The organism is Streptomyces sp. NPDC091416 (assembly GCF_044756845.1).
Taxonomy (GTDB): Bacteria; Actinomycetota; Actinomycetes; order Streptomycetales; family Streptomycetaceae; genus Streptomyces.
Window position 1 is genome coordinate 497,647 of the sequence record NZ_JBIVTU010000002.1, and the last position, 14,100, is coordinate 511,746.

10 protein-coding genes and 1 tRNA gene are annotated in these 14,100 nt (G+C 72.5%); 3 read left to right on the forward strand and 8 right to left on the reverse strand.

Annotated elements, in window-relative coordinates; translation table 11 throughout:
• Positions 1 to 169: 169 nt before the first annotated feature.
• The 4 genes from ACIQMX_RS09110 to ACIQMX_RS09125 form a co-directional block, all read right to left on the reverse strand.
• Positions 170 to 1,618 carry an LAETG motif-containing sortase-dependent surface protein gene (locus ACIQMX_RS09110; RefSeq protein ID WP_363065768.1) on the reverse strand — a complete coding sequence of 483 codons (1,449 nt, stop codon included), beginning with the start codon at positions 1,616 to 1,618 and terminating at the stop codon, positions 170 to 172.
• Positions 1,619 to 1,898: 280 nt separating this feature from the next.
• A complete protein-coding gene (locus ACIQMX_RS09115; protein WP_363065766.1) occupies positions 1,899 to 2,477 on the reverse strand; it encodes a single-stranded DNA-binding protein in 579 nt (192 codons plus the stop codon).
• A gap of 103 nt (positions 2,478 to 2,580) precedes the next feature.
• Positions 2,581 to 4,575: a GTPase gene (locus ACIQMX_RS09120; RefSeq protein ID WP_363065764.1), complete on the reverse strand. Its 1,995-nt coding sequence runs from the start codon at positions 4,573 to 4,575 to the stop codon at positions 2,581 to 2,583.
• A complete protein-coding gene (locus ACIQMX_RS09125) occupies positions 4,572 to 6,224 on the reverse strand; it encodes a dynamin family protein (RefSeq protein ID WP_363066131.1) in 1,653 nt (550 codons plus the stop codon). The genes ACIQMX_RS09120 and ACIQMX_RS09125 overlap by 4 nt, the downstream gene beginning before the upstream one ends.
• 308 nt (positions 6,225 to 6,532) lie before the next feature.
• Between ACIQMX_RS09125 and ACIQMX_RS09130 the strand changes: the two genes are divergently transcribed.
• The 3 genes from ACIQMX_RS09130 (at position 6,533) to ACIQMX_RS09140 (ending at position 8,039) form a co-directional block, all read left to right on the forward strand.
• A tRNA-Arg gene (locus tag ACIQMX_RS09130) sits at positions 6,533 to 6,605 on the forward strand.
• Between the two features lie 262 nt (positions 6,606 to 6,867).
• Positions 6,868 to 7,557, forward strand: a complete 690-nt coding sequence (locus tag ACIQMX_RS09135; RefSeq protein ID WP_402475988.1) for an SDR family NAD(P)-dependent oxidoreductase — start codon at positions 6,868 to 6,870, stop codon at positions 7,555 to 7,557.
• Between the two features lie 167 nt (positions 7,558 to 7,724).
• On the forward strand, positions 7,725 to 8,039 hold the full coding sequence (locus tag ACIQMX_RS09140; protein WP_363065724.1) for an L-rhamnose mutarotase: 315 nt from the start codon (positions 7,725 to 7,727) through the stop codon (positions 8,037 to 8,039).
• Between the two features lie 148 nt (positions 8,040 to 8,187).
• On the opposite strand, the gene ACIQMX_RS09145 is transcribed toward ACIQMX_RS09140, so the two are convergent.
• From ACIQMX_RS09145 to ACIQMX_RS09160, 4 genes are all read right to left on the reverse strand, one after another.
• A complete protein-coding gene (locus ACIQMX_RS09145; protein WP_363065722.1) occupies positions 8,188 to 8,637 on the reverse strand; it encodes a DUF1772 domain-containing protein in 450 nt (149 codons plus the stop codon).
• Between the two features lie 87 nt (positions 8,638 to 8,724).
• The gene (locus tag ACIQMX_RS09150) at positions 8,725 to 10,326 is read right to left on the reverse strand and encodes a von Willebrand factor type A domain-containing protein (RefSeq protein ID WP_363065720.1); all 1,602 of its coding nucleotides are present in this window, start codon (positions 10,324 to 10,326) and stop codon (positions 8,725 to 8,727) included.
• 133 nt (positions 10,327 to 10,459) lie between these two features.
• Positions 10,460 to 11,356: an ABC transporter permease gene (locus ACIQMX_RS09155; RefSeq protein ID WP_363065718.1), complete on the reverse strand. Its 897-nt coding sequence runs from the start codon at positions 11,354 to 11,356 to the stop codon at positions 10,460 to 10,462.
• Positions 11,353 to 13,923 (reverse strand): alpha/beta fold hydrolase, encoded by a 2,571-nt coding sequence (locus ACIQMX_RS09160; protein WP_402476506.1) that lies wholly within the window; start codon positions 13,921 to 13,923, stop codon positions 11,353 to 11,355. Before ACIQMX_RS09160 ends, ACIQMX_RS09155 begins: the two co-directional genes overlap by 4 nt.
• Positions 13,924 to 14,100: the final 177 nt, after the last annotated feature.

Genomic DNA, 14,100 nt, shown 5'->3' on the forward strand with positions numbered 1-14,100 from the left:
TCAGCCGGGAACAGCACGGCAGGAAGCTGCGCGGCCAGGAAGCAGCGCGACAGGAAGCAGCTCAGCCGGGAACGGCACGGCCTGCGGGTACGCGAAGGCCCCGGTACGCCGCAGCGTTACCGGGGCCGTGGTCAGCGCGTCGTGACTGTGCGCCTGGGGTACGTGCTCGTCACTCGCCCGCGGACTGGCCGTTGCGCCGGCGGAGGAAGAAGACAGCGCCGCCGCCGATGACGACCAGGCCGATCGCGATGCCCGCGATCATCGGGGTGGCGTTGGAGCTGCCGGTCTCGGCCAGGTTGCCTTCGGCGCCCGCCGTGCCGCCGCCTGCCGTGGCGGTGGTCGTGGTGGGCTGTTCGGCGGTCTGGGTGGTGAGGCCGTCCGTGCCGTTGCCGGTGGTCTTGCAGTCCAGGACGCCCTTGAACGTGCGGCTGAACCCGCCCGGTCCGGTGACCGTGACGTCGTACGCCTGGTCCTCGGCGACCGGGACGGTGACCGTCTCGGTCTTGCCGGGCTCCACGGTGTGCTCCGCGCCGCCCAGTTCGTACGTGAAGGCTTCGTCGCCCGTGTTGCTGGTGGTGACGTCCACGCCGCCCTTGGCGCAGTTCTTCTTCGCGGTGACGGCCGGGATCGCACCCTTGCCGGCCCAGGTCGCGGTGGCGCTCGCGGAGACCGTGGACTCGCTGGAGCCGGCCAGGATCTGCGTCTGGCTCTTGGTGGCACCGGCGAAGGCCCGGCCCACGGGGACCGAGGTGGTGGCCTGGACCGTCAGGGACGCGGAGCCGTCGGCGGCGCCCGCCGGGATGTCGAAGTAGATCTGGGAGCCGTTGGAGGCCGTGGTGACGGCCTTGCCGTTCTTGTCCGTGATCCTGACGCCGCTGGCGGCGTCCGCGGGCGGCGTCACCGACACCTGTCCGGCGTTGGTGCGGACGGTGACGGGGCCGACGCGCTTGCCGGAGTTGCCGGACACCGCGACCGGGTCCAGGGCGAGAGACGCCTTGGGCTCGGCGGTGTCGGTGGCCGACTTCTGCAACCAGTCGGCGAGCTTCTCCGCCTGGCCGTCGGACGCGGTCACGTCGGCGTTGTCCGAGTAGCGCCAGATGGCGACCTGGGTGCCGGCCGCCGCGGTCCGCTCGGTGAGCTGGCCCGTGCCGGCCGCCCTGGCGAGCGCCTGGAGGTCGTCGATCTTCGGGTAGGAGTGCTCCAGGATCCAGCGGATCTTGCCGGCGTTCCTGTTCGTGCCGAGCGAGGTCTGGTTCCAGGGAGTCTCCAGGTACTTCGCCTGGTCCTGAGTGGGGTTGTGGATGTCGATGCAGTACGTCTTGAACTTGCCGCCGCCGTCGACCGTCATCTCGAAGAGCCCTGCGGGCAGCTTCTGGTTCTTGCCGTCGGCGCGCAGGACCGCGCTGTCGAACGTCTTCAGCCCGTCCAGGGTGGCGGTCGCACCGCCCTGGTGCGGGGGCGCCTCGTCGGCGACCGCGCCGCCCGCGCCGGTGAGGGCGCCGGCCACGACCAGGCCGGATGCCACCACCGAAGCGGCCAGCCGGGCTATGCCCCGGGTCCGTCGGGGTTCGGCCGTCGTCGCGGATGACGAGGCGGTCGCTGAAGAAGCAGAAAACACAGAATTCCCCTCCGGGCGAGACCCTCGCGTCCGTTACGCGTGTGGGGAATGTCCCGCCAGCCAACTCAAGTGCCCTGTGAGTACTGAGGAATCCTAAAGACCGAGCGAAGCACAGTCCCCCGTCATACCGTCTGACAACCATTCCGAATCGGAATCGTTATCCCGGGTAACGTCCGCCCCGGAGAGAGGACCGGGAGAGGAAGGGGAGAGGACCGAGGAGGGGACGAAGGGGTGGGGGCGGGCCGGAATGCGGTCCTCGGTGGCCGCGCCGGATGAGGCGTCAGGGCGCCGACACCAGTTCCGGATCGGCCTTCTGACGTACCGTCCGACGCCTGCCGGCAGGGCGTTCCGCCCGGACAGCGCCTGCCGGCTCATGCTCCGCATCCCTCTTCTCCGCCCGGTCCGCGGGCTGTTCGCGCACCGCCGGACGGTCCCGCACGGCCCACTGGTCCGGCTCGTCGGCCCTCCGCGTGCCGTTCCGCGCCGTCAGCCCCGGCTCGCCCTTGACCACGCGCCGGAAGGCCGACGTCCCCCGGGTCAGATCGTGTCCCACCGCCACCGCCTCGATGTCCACGAAGGTCCGGCGCTGCCCCTCGCGTTCCTCCTCGCGCACCTTCAGCCTGCCGTGCACCACCAAGGGCTCCCCCACGGCCACGGAACCCGTCAGATTCGTTGCCAGAGTGCGCCAGGCCCACACCGTGTAGAAGCTGGTGTGCCCGTCCGTCCAGAGCTCCTTCTCCCGGTCCCATCGCCGCGGCGTCACCGCGAACCGGAATCGCGCCATTCCTCCGCTCGCCGTTTCCCGGAACTCCACACCGGTCGCCGCGTTCCCCACCAGCGTCACCAAGGTCTCGTTCATGACTCCGCCTCCCCTTCGGTCCGGATATCGGTGACCGCACTCCTGCGTCCGGTCACTGATCCCATGCTGAAGGGAAGGCGGAATTCCTGCTGAAGCCTGTGGACTAACGGCCCGTTGTGGAAAACTCCGTCACCGCCACGAAGCGCTCGCGCACCTCCCGATAGCGCACCAGTTCCGCCGATACGGGGTCGAGCACCCGCGCGCGCCCACACGCCGCCGCCGCCTCGCGCAGCCTGCGTTCGGCCTCCTGGCCGTACCGGCGCGCCGGCCCCCGAGCAGCCGCCGCACACGACCATTCCACCAACGGGCCGCCGATGATGCCCGCCAGCATCACCAGAGCGGGCGTCAGCAGCCCCGGCTGCAGGACACCGATGATCTGACCGGCCAGCCACAGACCGCCGAAGATCTGCAGCAGCGTCATCGCCACCTGTGCCAGCACGGCCGCCGGCCACCAGGCCGGCCGCGGGGGCTTCGTACCGCGCCCCGCCTGGACCTGGGGCGCTCCCCCTCGACGACCTGTCGCCGCCGCACCGGCCTTACCGCTGTCGTCCGGATCCCGGCCCACCGGCTCCCCGGCCCGCTCCGCCAGTTCGTCCAGTGCCTCCGGCAGCCCCTGCGCCCCGTGCACGGCGGCCTCGCGCACCGCCTGCGCCCAGGGCCCGGGCAGTCCGTCGGCCGCGTCGTCGGCCACCGTGCGCACGGCCTGCTCGACGCGCTGGCGTGCGGTGAGCTGTTCCTCGGGCGGGGCGCCCAGAGCGCCCCGGTCCGGGCCGCCGGGCTGACGGGTCGACTCGTACCAGCGCCACAGCCTCAGCCACGGCGTCCCGCACGCCCGTCCGGCGTTGCGGCGCCATTCGCGTTCGGCGGCCTGTCCCGCGGCGGCGGCGCCGACGGCCTCCGCGAGGCGGTCGGCGAACTCCTCCCGGGCCCGCTCACCCAGTCCCGGCCGGCCCTCGGCGACGTACACCGGACGGAGCCGGTCCGCGGCGGCGTCCACATCCGCGGAGAGCCGGCGCGTGGCCGCCGTACGGTCCTGGACGAACCGGCCCAGGAGTTCGCGCAGTTCGCCGACTCCGTCGCCGGTGAGCGCGGACAGGGACAGGACGGTGGCGCCGGGTTCGCCGTGTTCGCCCAGCGCCATGCCGTCCTCGTCGAGGAGCCGGCGCAGGTCGTCCAGGACCTGGTCGGCGGCCTCGCCGGGCAGCCGGTCGATCTGGTTGAGGACGACGAAGGTGACCTCCGCGTGTCCGGCGAGCGGGCGCAGGTAGCGCTCGTGGAGAGCGGCATCCGCGTACTTCTCCGGGTCCACCACCCAGATCACCGCGTCGACGAGCGCCAGCACCCGGTCCACCTGGTCGCGGTGTCCCCGCGCCGCCGAGTCGTGGTCGGGCAGGTCGACCAGGACGAGGCCCTGGAGCGCCTCGTCCGCCGCCGCGCTGCCCGGCTGCGGCCTGCGCCTGAGCCGCCCGGGGATCGCGAGCCGGTCCAGCAGCCCCGCGGCACCGTCCGTCCAGGAGCAGGCGAGGGGCGAGGATGTGGTGGGCCTGCGGAGCCCGGTCTCGGAGATCTGAGCGCCCGCGAGGGAGTTGAAGAGCGTCGACTTGCCGCTGCCGCTCGCTCCGGCGATGGCGACGACGGTGTGGCGGGAGGAGAGCCGTCGGCGGGCCGCCGCCTCGTCGAGCACCCGCCCCGCTTCGGCGAGGTCGGCCCGCTCCAGCCGGGCCCTGGAGAGGCCGACGAGTTCGCGCAGCGCGTCCAGGCGCGAGCTGAGCGGGCTGTCGGAGGGCACGTACGCCTCGACCTGGGGCCGTACGTCTTCCTCCGGGACTGCTGCGGGGGCCTCGTCGGACGCGGTCTCCTCGGTGGCGGCCGCTGCCCGGCGGGCGATGAGCCCGTCGTCCCAGCCGCCGGGCGGCCTGCCGTCGTCGTACCCGGGGCGCTCGCCGCTCCCGGATCCGCCCGGACCTGAACCGGCCGGGCCGGAACGACCCGGGTCGGAACCGACCGAGCCGGAACCGACCTGACCGGAAGCGTCCGGGCCACGCCCGGGTGCCGGTCCTCGGCCCTGTCCCGGACCTTCGTCAGTGACGGCAGTCATCGCTGCCACCTCTCCTTCTGCAGTACGGACAACGCGGCGATCAGTTCGGCCTGCGGCTCGGGGGCCACGTCGAGCGCGTCCAGCGGGGCGAGCCGGCGGTCGCGTTCGCCGCCGAGCACCTGGTCGAGGTAGGTGGTGAGCAGCGCGCCGCCCTTGTCGCGCAGCCGCAGGGCGCCCTGGACGCCGATGCGTTCGGCCAGTTCCTCTCCGGCGGTGCGGGCCCGGCGTCCGCCGAGGACGGCGGCGGCGAGGAGTGCGGCAACGGTCTCGGTGTCGGGTGCGGTGTTGCGTTCCATGAGCCGCACCTCCTCCTCGGCCAGTTCCTCCAGGACCCGGCGCCACCTCCGTACAGTCATGGCGATCCGGCCGCGGATGTCCTCGGGCGGCCCCCAGCCGCCCGCTTCCCGGCCTGCGGACTCGAAGCCGAGGACGGCCGCCGCGGGTTCCCGCCGCCAGGTCGTACGGATCGTTTCGTCGGCGGCGGCCACCGCGCACTCCAGGAGCGCGGCGAGCGATTCCACGAGCGCGTCGAGCACTTCCTCCGAGGTGCTGTAGAGCGGGTAGCCGCGCCACCGGGTCCGGGCGTCACCGGCGAGTGCCCCGCCGCTCTGGAGCCGCTTGCGGACGCGGGCGCCCTCCTTGCGGTACGCCTCCTCCACCACGCCCGTGAGCCGTACGGCGGCCGCGTACTGCGCCGCGACGGCTCCGGCGAGGGCCGGCATCCGGACGTCGAGGGAGTCGATGACCCCGGCCGCCGTCCGCCCGACCGCCTGCTGACGGGCCGCCGGGTCCTGCGCGCGGTGGGTGAGCCAGGCCCGCAGCGGGGCGACGGCGGTGGTGGGGAGCAGTCCGCTGCCGCCGCCGGCGGACTCGGGCAGTTCGGGGATGGTGAAGCGCGGCACCTCGCCGAGTCCGGCCTTGGTGAGCAGTGCGCCGTACTGCCGGGAGACCTCCGCGATGACCTGGTGCGGTACCCGGTCGAGGACGGTGACGAGCGAGGCGTCGTACTCCTTGGCCGTACGCAGCAGATGCCAGGGCACGGCGTCGGCGTAGCGGGAGGCGGTGGTCACCATGACCCAGACGTCCGCCGCGCAGATGAGTTCGGCGGCCAGGACCCGGTTGCGTACGACGAGCGAGTCGATGTCGGGAGCGTCCAGCAGGGCGAGGCCGCGCGGCAGTCCGGCGGCGGTCTCCACGCGCAGTGCGGTCCCTTCCTCGGCCGCGCTCCCGTCGAGTCCGTCGAGGTCGTCGCACTGGCCGGGGTCGGCGGACTCCTCGGGCGGCAGCCATACGCGGGTGAGCTGGGGCAGCACCCGGATGTCGGCGAACCAGTGATGATCATCCGGATGGCAGACGAGCACCGGCGTCCGCGTGGTGGGCCGCAGCACCCCGGCTTCGCTGACACGCCGCCCGACGAGCGAGTTGACGAGCGTCGACTTGCCCGCGCCGGTGGATCCGCCGATGACTGCGAGGAGGGGGGCCTCGGGGTCCTTGAGCCGGGGCAGCAGGTAGTCGTCGAGCTGGGCGAGCAGCTCGATCCTGGTCTGCCGGGCGCGTGGAGCTCCTGGGAGCGGGAGTGGAAGACGCACGGCAGCGACACGGTCGCGCAGGGCGGAAAGTGCGTCGATGAGCTGAGGCCGTACGTCCAAGGTCACCACATGCGAAGAATGCCCAATTTTGGCGCCTTTTTGAAGCGTATAGACACCTCTGCGCGCCGGTTCCTCCGTCCGGACAGAGGGGACGAGTGGGGCGCAGGCATAACGAGTGCACAACACCCGGGGCGTCAGGCGTCAAAAGCGATGCATGAATCGCACCCACCTGCGATTATCGTCTCGCTTCACCGAACCTCCACATCGTGCCACGCAGGTGAAGCAACCGGGCCGAGACAATCGGAGCCCTATCCTTGTCCCGGCAAGGTCACGGACCGCCCGGGTCCAGGGCTTCAGGCCACCACCCGGCCCCCGTAGCTCAGTGGATAGAGCAGGCGCCTTCTAAGCGCTTGGCCGCAGGTTCGAGTCCTGCCGGGGGCGCATCAGCCCAGCCCATATCAGGCCCTCCTTCGGGAGGGCCTTTTCAGCAGGTCACAGCACGGTAGCGAGGGCGACGTAGCGAACGCGTAAGCACCGCACCACAGCCCCGACCCGGCGGACGAGCGGCCCGGGGGCGCGCGATCCGGCGGACTGGGGCCCCGAGGGGCGAGCGGCCCGGCGGGCGGCCCGGGGGCAGGCGACCCGGGGGGCGGCGGTCGTAAACCGATGGCGGGCCGCATCGCCCCGGGAGGACGCTGGCCCCATGACGACAACTTTGATCACCGGGGCCAACAAGGGCCTCGGCCACGAGACCGCCCGCCGCCTCACTGCCGCGGGCCACACCGTCTACGTGGGAGCGCGCGACATCGAGCGGGGCTCGGCGGCCGCGGCCGCGCTCGGCGCACGGTTCGTGCAACTCGACGTCACCGACGACGCGTCGGTCGCCGCCGCAGCGGCCGCCATCGAGGCCGACGGCGGCCTGGACGTGCTGATCAACAACGCCGGAATCGAGGTGCGATCACCGGAAGGCGGCATCATCGGAGCCGCGGAGCTGACCGCCGACGTGATGCGGGAGGTCTTCGAGACCAACGTCTTCGGACTGGTCCGGGTGACCCACGCCTTCCTGCCCCTGCTGGAACGTTCCGCCGCCCCGGTCGTGGTCAACGTCAGCAGCAGCCTCGCCTCACTGGCCCAGGCCGGCAAGGGCTACCCGGGTGTCGCCTACCCGGCCTCCAAGACGACGGTCAACATGCTCACGGTGCAGTTCGCCAAGGCGTTCCCGCAGATGCGGATCAACGCCGTGGAGCCCGGCTACACCGCGACGGATCTGAACCGGCACGAGGGCGCGCAGACCGTCGAGCAGGGCGCCGAGATCATCGTGCGGATGGCCCGGACGGGGCCGGACGGGCCGACCGGCGGCTACTTCGACGCGGCGGGCCCTCTGCCCTGGTAGGCGCCGGGGACCGCGGGCCGTCGATCGCACCTGCGGGGCGGCCGGGCCGTCTGCGCCATTGACCCGGCGCCCGTCGCCCGTCTAACTTTCGACGAGCTCGATTGAAACCTTTCAGTACGGGCGCCCTGCGGCCCCGCACCGGCGCCCCTCGCCCGGGAGTCCCGATCATGCAGCGTGTCTGCTTCCTGCTGAACGTACGCAAGGACCGCATCGCCGAATACCGCGAGCGCCACTCCGCCGTCTGGCCGGACATGCTCGCCGCGCTCTCCGAGGCGGGCTGGCACAACTACTCGCTGTTCCTGCGGGAGGACGGGCTGCTCGTCGGATATCTGGAGACGGAGGACTTCGACGCGGCCCGTGAGGCGATGGCCGGGACCGAGGTCAACGAGCGGTGGCAGCGTGACATGGCGGGCTTCTTCGAGCAGCCGGAGGCGGCGGACGAGGCCATGGTGCCGCTCACCGAGGTCTTCCACCTGGCCTGACCGCGACGCCCGCGCCCCGTCTGGCCTGACCGCGACCGCCCGCACCTCGTCATGCGTCCGCCGAGGCGGGTGCCCGCACCCCGTCACGCGCCCCCGAGGCGGGTGCCCGCGCCCCGTCGGACAACCGCCGGGACGGTCCCCGCACCCGTCAGACGTCAGCGGCCGCCAGCAGGACGAAGGCGGCCAGCGAGAGCGCCGTGCGGACACGGTGGAGGGCGTTCCAGCGGGTCTCGAACGCGGTACGGGCCGCACTGTCGTCGCCGCCCTCGGAGCCGGCCAGCGCCTGGTTCAGCGGGATGTTGCCCGCGATCGTCACCAGGTGGGAGACAACGGCGCACCCCAGCGCCGCGGCGACCAGCGGCCACCCGTCCTCTCCGTACCCGGTGAAGGCCGCAACCGCCGGGAAGGCGATGACGCCGAGGAAGAGAACGAGGAAGGCGGGCCCGGGAACCTTCTCGTTGAAGCGGCGCATCGCCTCGGTGAAGCCTGCGTCGGGCAGCGCGGCGAGCCCGGGCATGATCGCGACGAGGAAGGTCAGCATGAAGCCGGCGTAGAGGCCGGTCGTGATCACGGCGAGCGTCAGGAACAGGGAGGCCATGGGCCCATCATGGCCTGCGGGACCGGCCGTACAGGCTGAATCCGCAAGCCTGCACGGCCGGTCCCCCGCCGCGGCGTGATGCGCCGGTCAGTCCATCTCGCCTTCGCCCGCACCCGGTCCGGTGTCGGTGCGGGCGCCCTTGAGGCGGTCCGCCTCGGCGATGGCGGTGGCCAGCTTCGTCACCGAGGCGTCCTCTGTCGTCCGTGCCAGTTCCTCGGCCCTGGTTGCCAGTTCACCCAGTCCGGGTGCGCCCGGGAGACCGCCGCCGCGCAGGTGGTCGGCGAAGTAGGCGGCGACTGCCGTCACTTGGAGCCGGGCACTGCTTCCGCCCCAGAGCCTGCCGTCGATCGCGCCGGTCTCGACGGAGCCGGTCTCCTCGTGCGCCGCCCGGGACTCGGGGTCCAGCCAGCGCACGGTCGCGGTGGCGACGTGACCGGAGGCTCCGTCCCGCAGGCGTACGGCGTAGAGCGCCGTCACCGTGTGACCGGGGCCGATCTCGCCGCCGTCCACGCTGTCGTCACGGAAGTCGTCGTCGGCGACCTTGCGGTTCTCGTAGCCGATCAGCTTGAACTTCTCCACGGTCTTCGGGTCGAAGGCGACCTGCGCCTTCGCGTCGCGCGCCGTCAGTTCGATGTGCGCGGGCAGCTGGTCGACGAAGACCTTGCGGGCCTGCTCCTCGTCGGCGATGTACGTGGTGTGACCGTCGCCCTTGTTGGTGAGGCGTTCCATCAGGGCGTCGCCGTAGTCGCTGCCGACGCCGACCCCGAAGAGGGTGATGCCGTGGTCCCGGCGGGCCGAGTCGATGCGTTCCAGGATCGCATCGGCGTCGGTGTCGCCGGTGTTGGCGAGTGCGTCGGAGAGCAGGACGACACGGTTGTTGGCACCCTCGCGGTGGCCGTCGACGGCCTCCTCGTAGCCGCGCCGGACGCCGGCGCCCACGTTGGTGGAGTCGGCGGGCTCCATGGAGTCGACGGCGTCGTGGATCCTGCCGCGGTGGTCCCTCAGCCGGGTCATCGGCAGGACGGTCTTCGCCTCGTCGCTGAAGGTGACCAGGGAGACCGAGTCGTCGTCGCGCAGCTCGTCGGTGAGGATGCCGAGCGAGGTCTTCACCAGGCCGAGGCGGTCGGACGAGGCCATCGATCCGGAGATGTCGACGACGAACGTGAGGGCGGCGGGCGGCCGCTCGGCGCTGCTCGGCGCGGCCCTGGTGGCGAGGCCGACCCGTACCAGCGACCAGTCTCCGTCCTCGGCGCCGGCCCGCGCACCGTCGACGGAGACCGTGAAGCCGTTGCCGTCCGGGCGGCGGTAGCCCTGGCGGAAGCTGTTGACGAACTCCTCCGGGCGTACCGTCTCCGGGCCCGGCAGCCTGCCGTCGGCGAGCGTGCGGCGCGCGTAGCCGTACGAGGCGGTGTCCACGTCCAGCGCGAAGGTGGACAGGTAGTCGGGCGCGGCCGACTCCCTCAGCCGGTCCGTCTTCTCCGAGCCGTCGGCCGGCTTCGCCACGTCTCCGGCCGCCCCGCCCGCGGAGGGCGCCCCGCCGGTGGCGGCCGGTGCGGGACCGGCCGCCCGTTTGCCGCTCTCGGCGGCGCTCCTGTCGCTCGTGCCGTCGGCCGAGCAGCCGGTGAGCAGTACGCCCCCCGCGAGAAGCAGCCCTGCCGCTCCCCGGTACATCCGTGTCCCGCGTCCCATCGTCCGGCCCCCAGTGTCGTCGTGTCACCACTTGTGAATGTGACGTGCGAGCGGGGGAGCGGGAGCCGTCGAAGATGTTGCGGAAGGATCTCGATGCGGCAACGACGGACCGCGATCCGGCGGAATGTCAAGGTCAGGACACGATGTCCTTACGGCTGAACCCCCGGAAGGCGAAGGCGAACAGGATCAGGGCGTACGTCACCGAGATCGCCGCTCCCTTCGCCATGCCGGCCCACTCCAGATCGGGCTGGAGCGCGTCGGCCCACGCGAACTGCCAGTGGGCGGGCAGGAAGTCGCGCCAGGAGCCGAGCGCGGTGACCGCGTCGAGCACATTGCCGACGATGGTCAGTCCGACCGCTCCGCCGACCGCGCCGAGCGGGGCGTCCGTCTTGGTCGACAGCCAGAACGCCAGCCCTGCGGTGACGAGTTGGGAGACGAAGATGAACGCGACGACGAGCGCGATCCTGGGCACGGTGTCCCCGGTCGCGAGCGCGCCGCCGGTGGGCAGTTCGAGCGGCCCCCAGCCGTACGCGGCGGCTCCCGCGGCCAGCGCGACGAGCGGCAGCAGCACCATCGCGGCGAGACTGAAGCCGAGCGCCACGACGAGCTTGCTCCACAGCAGCCGGGCCCGGGGCACGGGCGCCGCCAGCAGGTAGCGCAGCGAGGACCAACTGGCCTCGGAGGCGACGGTGTCGCCGCAGAACAGTGCGACGGGGACCACGAGCAGGAAGCCGGCCGAGACGAACAGGCACGTCGCCGCGAAGTTCGCCGCGGACGCGGTCGCGGTGTCCATCAGAGTGACCCGGTCACCGCCCCCGGGTCCGCCGTCAGGGGTCCCGCCGATGGCGAACGCGATGATCAGGATGAACGGCAGCGCGCCCAGCACCCCGCCCATCAGCAGGGTCCGCCGCCTGCGCAGCTGGCGTACGGCCTCCACGCGCAGCGGAAGGGTGCGCCGGGCACGGTATCCGGGCGCCTCGGGGGCCTCGGCCGCCTCTGCTGATTCTGCTGTTTCTGCCGTGGCGATCATGCGGAGCCTCCGGAGATCAGGGTGAGGAACGCGTCCTCCAGGCGGCGGTGCGGCCCGACACCGGTCAACGGCACGTCCAGGCGCACCAGTTCGGTGACGAGCTGCGGCGAGGTGGCGCCGTCGAGCCGGACGAGCAGCCCGTGCGCGTCGTCGGTACGGACGGCGGAGCCGATGCCCGCGAGTGCGGCGATCTTCTCGACGAGCGGTTCGGTGAACTCCTCGGCGGAGGTGACCAGGACCATGTCGCCGGAACCGGTGATCTCGGCGACGGGGCCGGCCTGGACGAGCCGCCCGCGGTCCATGACCACCAGATGGGTGCAGGACTGCTCGACCTCGGACAGGAGGTGGCTGGAGACGATGACGGTACGGCCGCCGGCCGCGTACCGGATCATCACGTCCCGCATCTCGCGGATCTGGGGCGGGTCGAGCCCGTTGGTCGGCTCGTCGAGGATGAGGAGGTCCGGCATCCCGAGCATGGCCTGGGCGATGGCGAGGCGTTGCCGCATGCCCTGGGAGTACGTACGGACGGCTCGGGCCAGCGCGTCGCCGAGCCCGGCGATCTCCAGGGCCTCCTCCATGTGCGAGTCCCCGGCGGGCCGTCCGGTGGCCTGCCAGTACAGCTCCAGGTTGGCGCGGCCCGACAGGTGCGGCAGGAAGCCTGCTCCTTCGACGAAGGACCCGACGCGGGACAGTACGGGCGCGCCGGGCCGGATGGCCCGTCCGAAGACACGGATCTCGCCGTCGTCGGGCGTGATGAGGCCCATCAGCATGCGGAGCGTGGTGGTCTTCCCGGCGCCGTTCGGCCCCAGCAGCCCGAGCACCTGCCCCTTCTCGACGCGGAACGACAGCTCCTTGACCGCGTACCGGTCGGCGGACTTGGCGTACTTCTTCGACAGGCCGGTGATCTGCAGCGGTACGTCGGTGAGTGCGGGGTCCGGGGCGGGTGTGGCGGTACGGCGCCGGATGCTGAGCAGCAGGACCGCCGCGATCACGACGGCGGCGGCCGGGAGCCCCCAGGTCCACCAGGGCAGCGCGGCCCCCGCCGTCTTGAGACCGGGCGCGGTGGGGATGGTCAGCGGGCCGTCCACAGAGACGGTGTACGTGGTCGGCGCGGCCGGGGACGCGTAGCCGAGGTCCGTGGCGGCGAGCACGAGGCGGAGCCGGTGCCCGGAGTCGAGTTCGTGGTCGACGGCGGGCAGCGTGAGCTCGATCGCCCTGCCCTGCTGCTCGGGGGTGATCCGGTAGGGGGCGACGAGCTGGGAGGGCAGCACCTGCTGCTTCCCGTCCGGCGACACGTCGTACACCTTGCCGAACAGCACCGCGTCGCCCGCTCCCGCCTTCACGTTCACGCGGACGGTCGGTGAGCCGGTGATGCGACGGGAGGCGGTCAGCGGGGCGGAGTCGAAGCGGGCGTACTGCCCGGGGAAGTCGATGGAGAGCCCGACGCCGAGCGTGGAGAGCTGGGCGAGGCCGCCGCCGACGCCCGGGACGGCGGAGATGGCGGGCGGGTTGGCTCCGGCGGGGTTGCTGAACTTCTGCGTGCCGCCCCGCAGCTCGACGCTCTCCGGTCCGCTGCGCAGCCCGGGGTAGGTGTCGCCGCTCGCTCCGCGGGTGAGGGCGGCCCCGTCGGTGGAGTCGATGCCGCCGGTACGGGTCACGCGGAAGGCGGGGCCGGTGGCGGCGCCCTCGTCCTCCTTCAGGTAGCGGTCGAACCAGTCCCCGACGCGCTTCTGCACCCGGCCGGTCTCCATGTCGCCGCCGTCGTGCCCGCCTGCGATCCAGTCGACGGAGACGGGTGCGCCGTTGGCCTTGATGGCCCGGGCCATGGCGTCGGCCTGGCCGAGCGGGAAGAGGGAGTCGGTCTGCCCCTGCACGATGAGCGCGGGCACCTTGATGCGGTCGGCGACGGCGCTCGGGGACCGTTCGGTGAGCAGGGCACGCGCGGCGGCGTCCGGCTTGCCGCTGACGGCGACCCGTTCGTACATGTCGCAGAGCTGCTTCTCGAAGTTCCCGCAGCCGCCGCCGGTGGTGACGAAGATGCCGGCCCAGAGCTTCTTGAACACCCCGTCGGGGAAGAGCGCGTCGGCGAGGTTCCAGTACGTGATCTCCGGGGCGATGGCGTCGACGCGCTCGTCGTAACCGGCGGCCAGGAGCGAGACGGCGCCGCCGTAGGAGGCGCCGGTGACACCGACGCGCGGATCGCCCTTGCCGTCGAGCTGGACCTCGGGGCGGGCGGCGAGCCAGTCGATCAGCCGGGAGACGTCCTTGACCTCGCGGTCGGGCGCGTTGAGCGAGATCCTGCCGCCGGACTTCCCGAAGCCGCGCGCGGACCAGGTCAGGACGGCGTAACCGTCGGCGGCGAGCTGCTCGGCCTGCGCCCGTGTCTCGGCCTTGCTGCCGCCGAATCCGTGGCCGATGAGGACGGCGGGCCGGCGCCGGGTGCCGCCGTTGGTGAAGTACGAGGTGTCGACGGACACCCCGTCGACGCGCATCATCCGGTCCTGCCGGTGCACGGCCGGCGCGCTGTCGTCGGCCACGGCGGTCCAGGTGCCGGCCCCGGCCAGCACGACGAGCGCGGCGACACCCGCCGCCCACCGTCCTCGGGAGCGGGGCAGCAACCGCCGCCACCTGGGCGTACGCGCAATAGGGGTCTCCATGGTGTCGAGCCTAGGCGGACCGCCGCCCCGCCTACGCTGCCGTCAGGCGGAACTGCCCGGCCTCCTCAAGGCGTACGGCGCTCGCCC

Excerpts from the sequence above, each read along its gene's own strand:
- ACIQMX_RS09115 (WP_363065766.1), bottom strand. The coding sequence starts at position 2,477 with ATGAACGAGACCTTGGTGACGCTGGTGGGGAACGCGGCGACCGGTGTG.
- ACIQMX_RS09155 (WP_363065718.1), bottom strand. The coding sequence starts at position 11,356 with ATGATCGCCACGGCAGAAACAGCAGAATCAGCAGAGGCGGCCGAGGCC.
- ACIQMX_RS09145 (WP_363065722.1), bottom strand. The coding sequence starts at position 8,637 with ATGGCCTCCCTGTTCCTGACGCTCGCCGTGATCACGACCGGCCTCTAC.
- ACIQMX_RS09150 (WP_363065720.1), bottom strand. The coding sequence starts at position 10,326 with ATGGGACGCGGGACACGGATGTACCGGGGAGCGGCAGGGCTGCTTCTC.
- ACIQMX_RS09135 (WP_402475988.1), top strand. The coding sequence starts at position 6,868 with ATGACGACAACTTTGATCACCGGGGCCAACAAGGGCCTCGGCCACGAG.
- ACIQMX_RS09140 (WP_363065724.1), top strand. The coding sequence starts at position 7,725 with ATGCAGCGTGTCTGCTTCCTGCTGAACGTACGCAAGGACCGCATCGCC.
- ACIQMX_RS09120 (WP_363065764.1), bottom strand. The coding sequence starts at position 4,575 with ATGACTGCCGTCACTGACGAAGGTCCGGGACAGGGCCGAGGACCGGCA.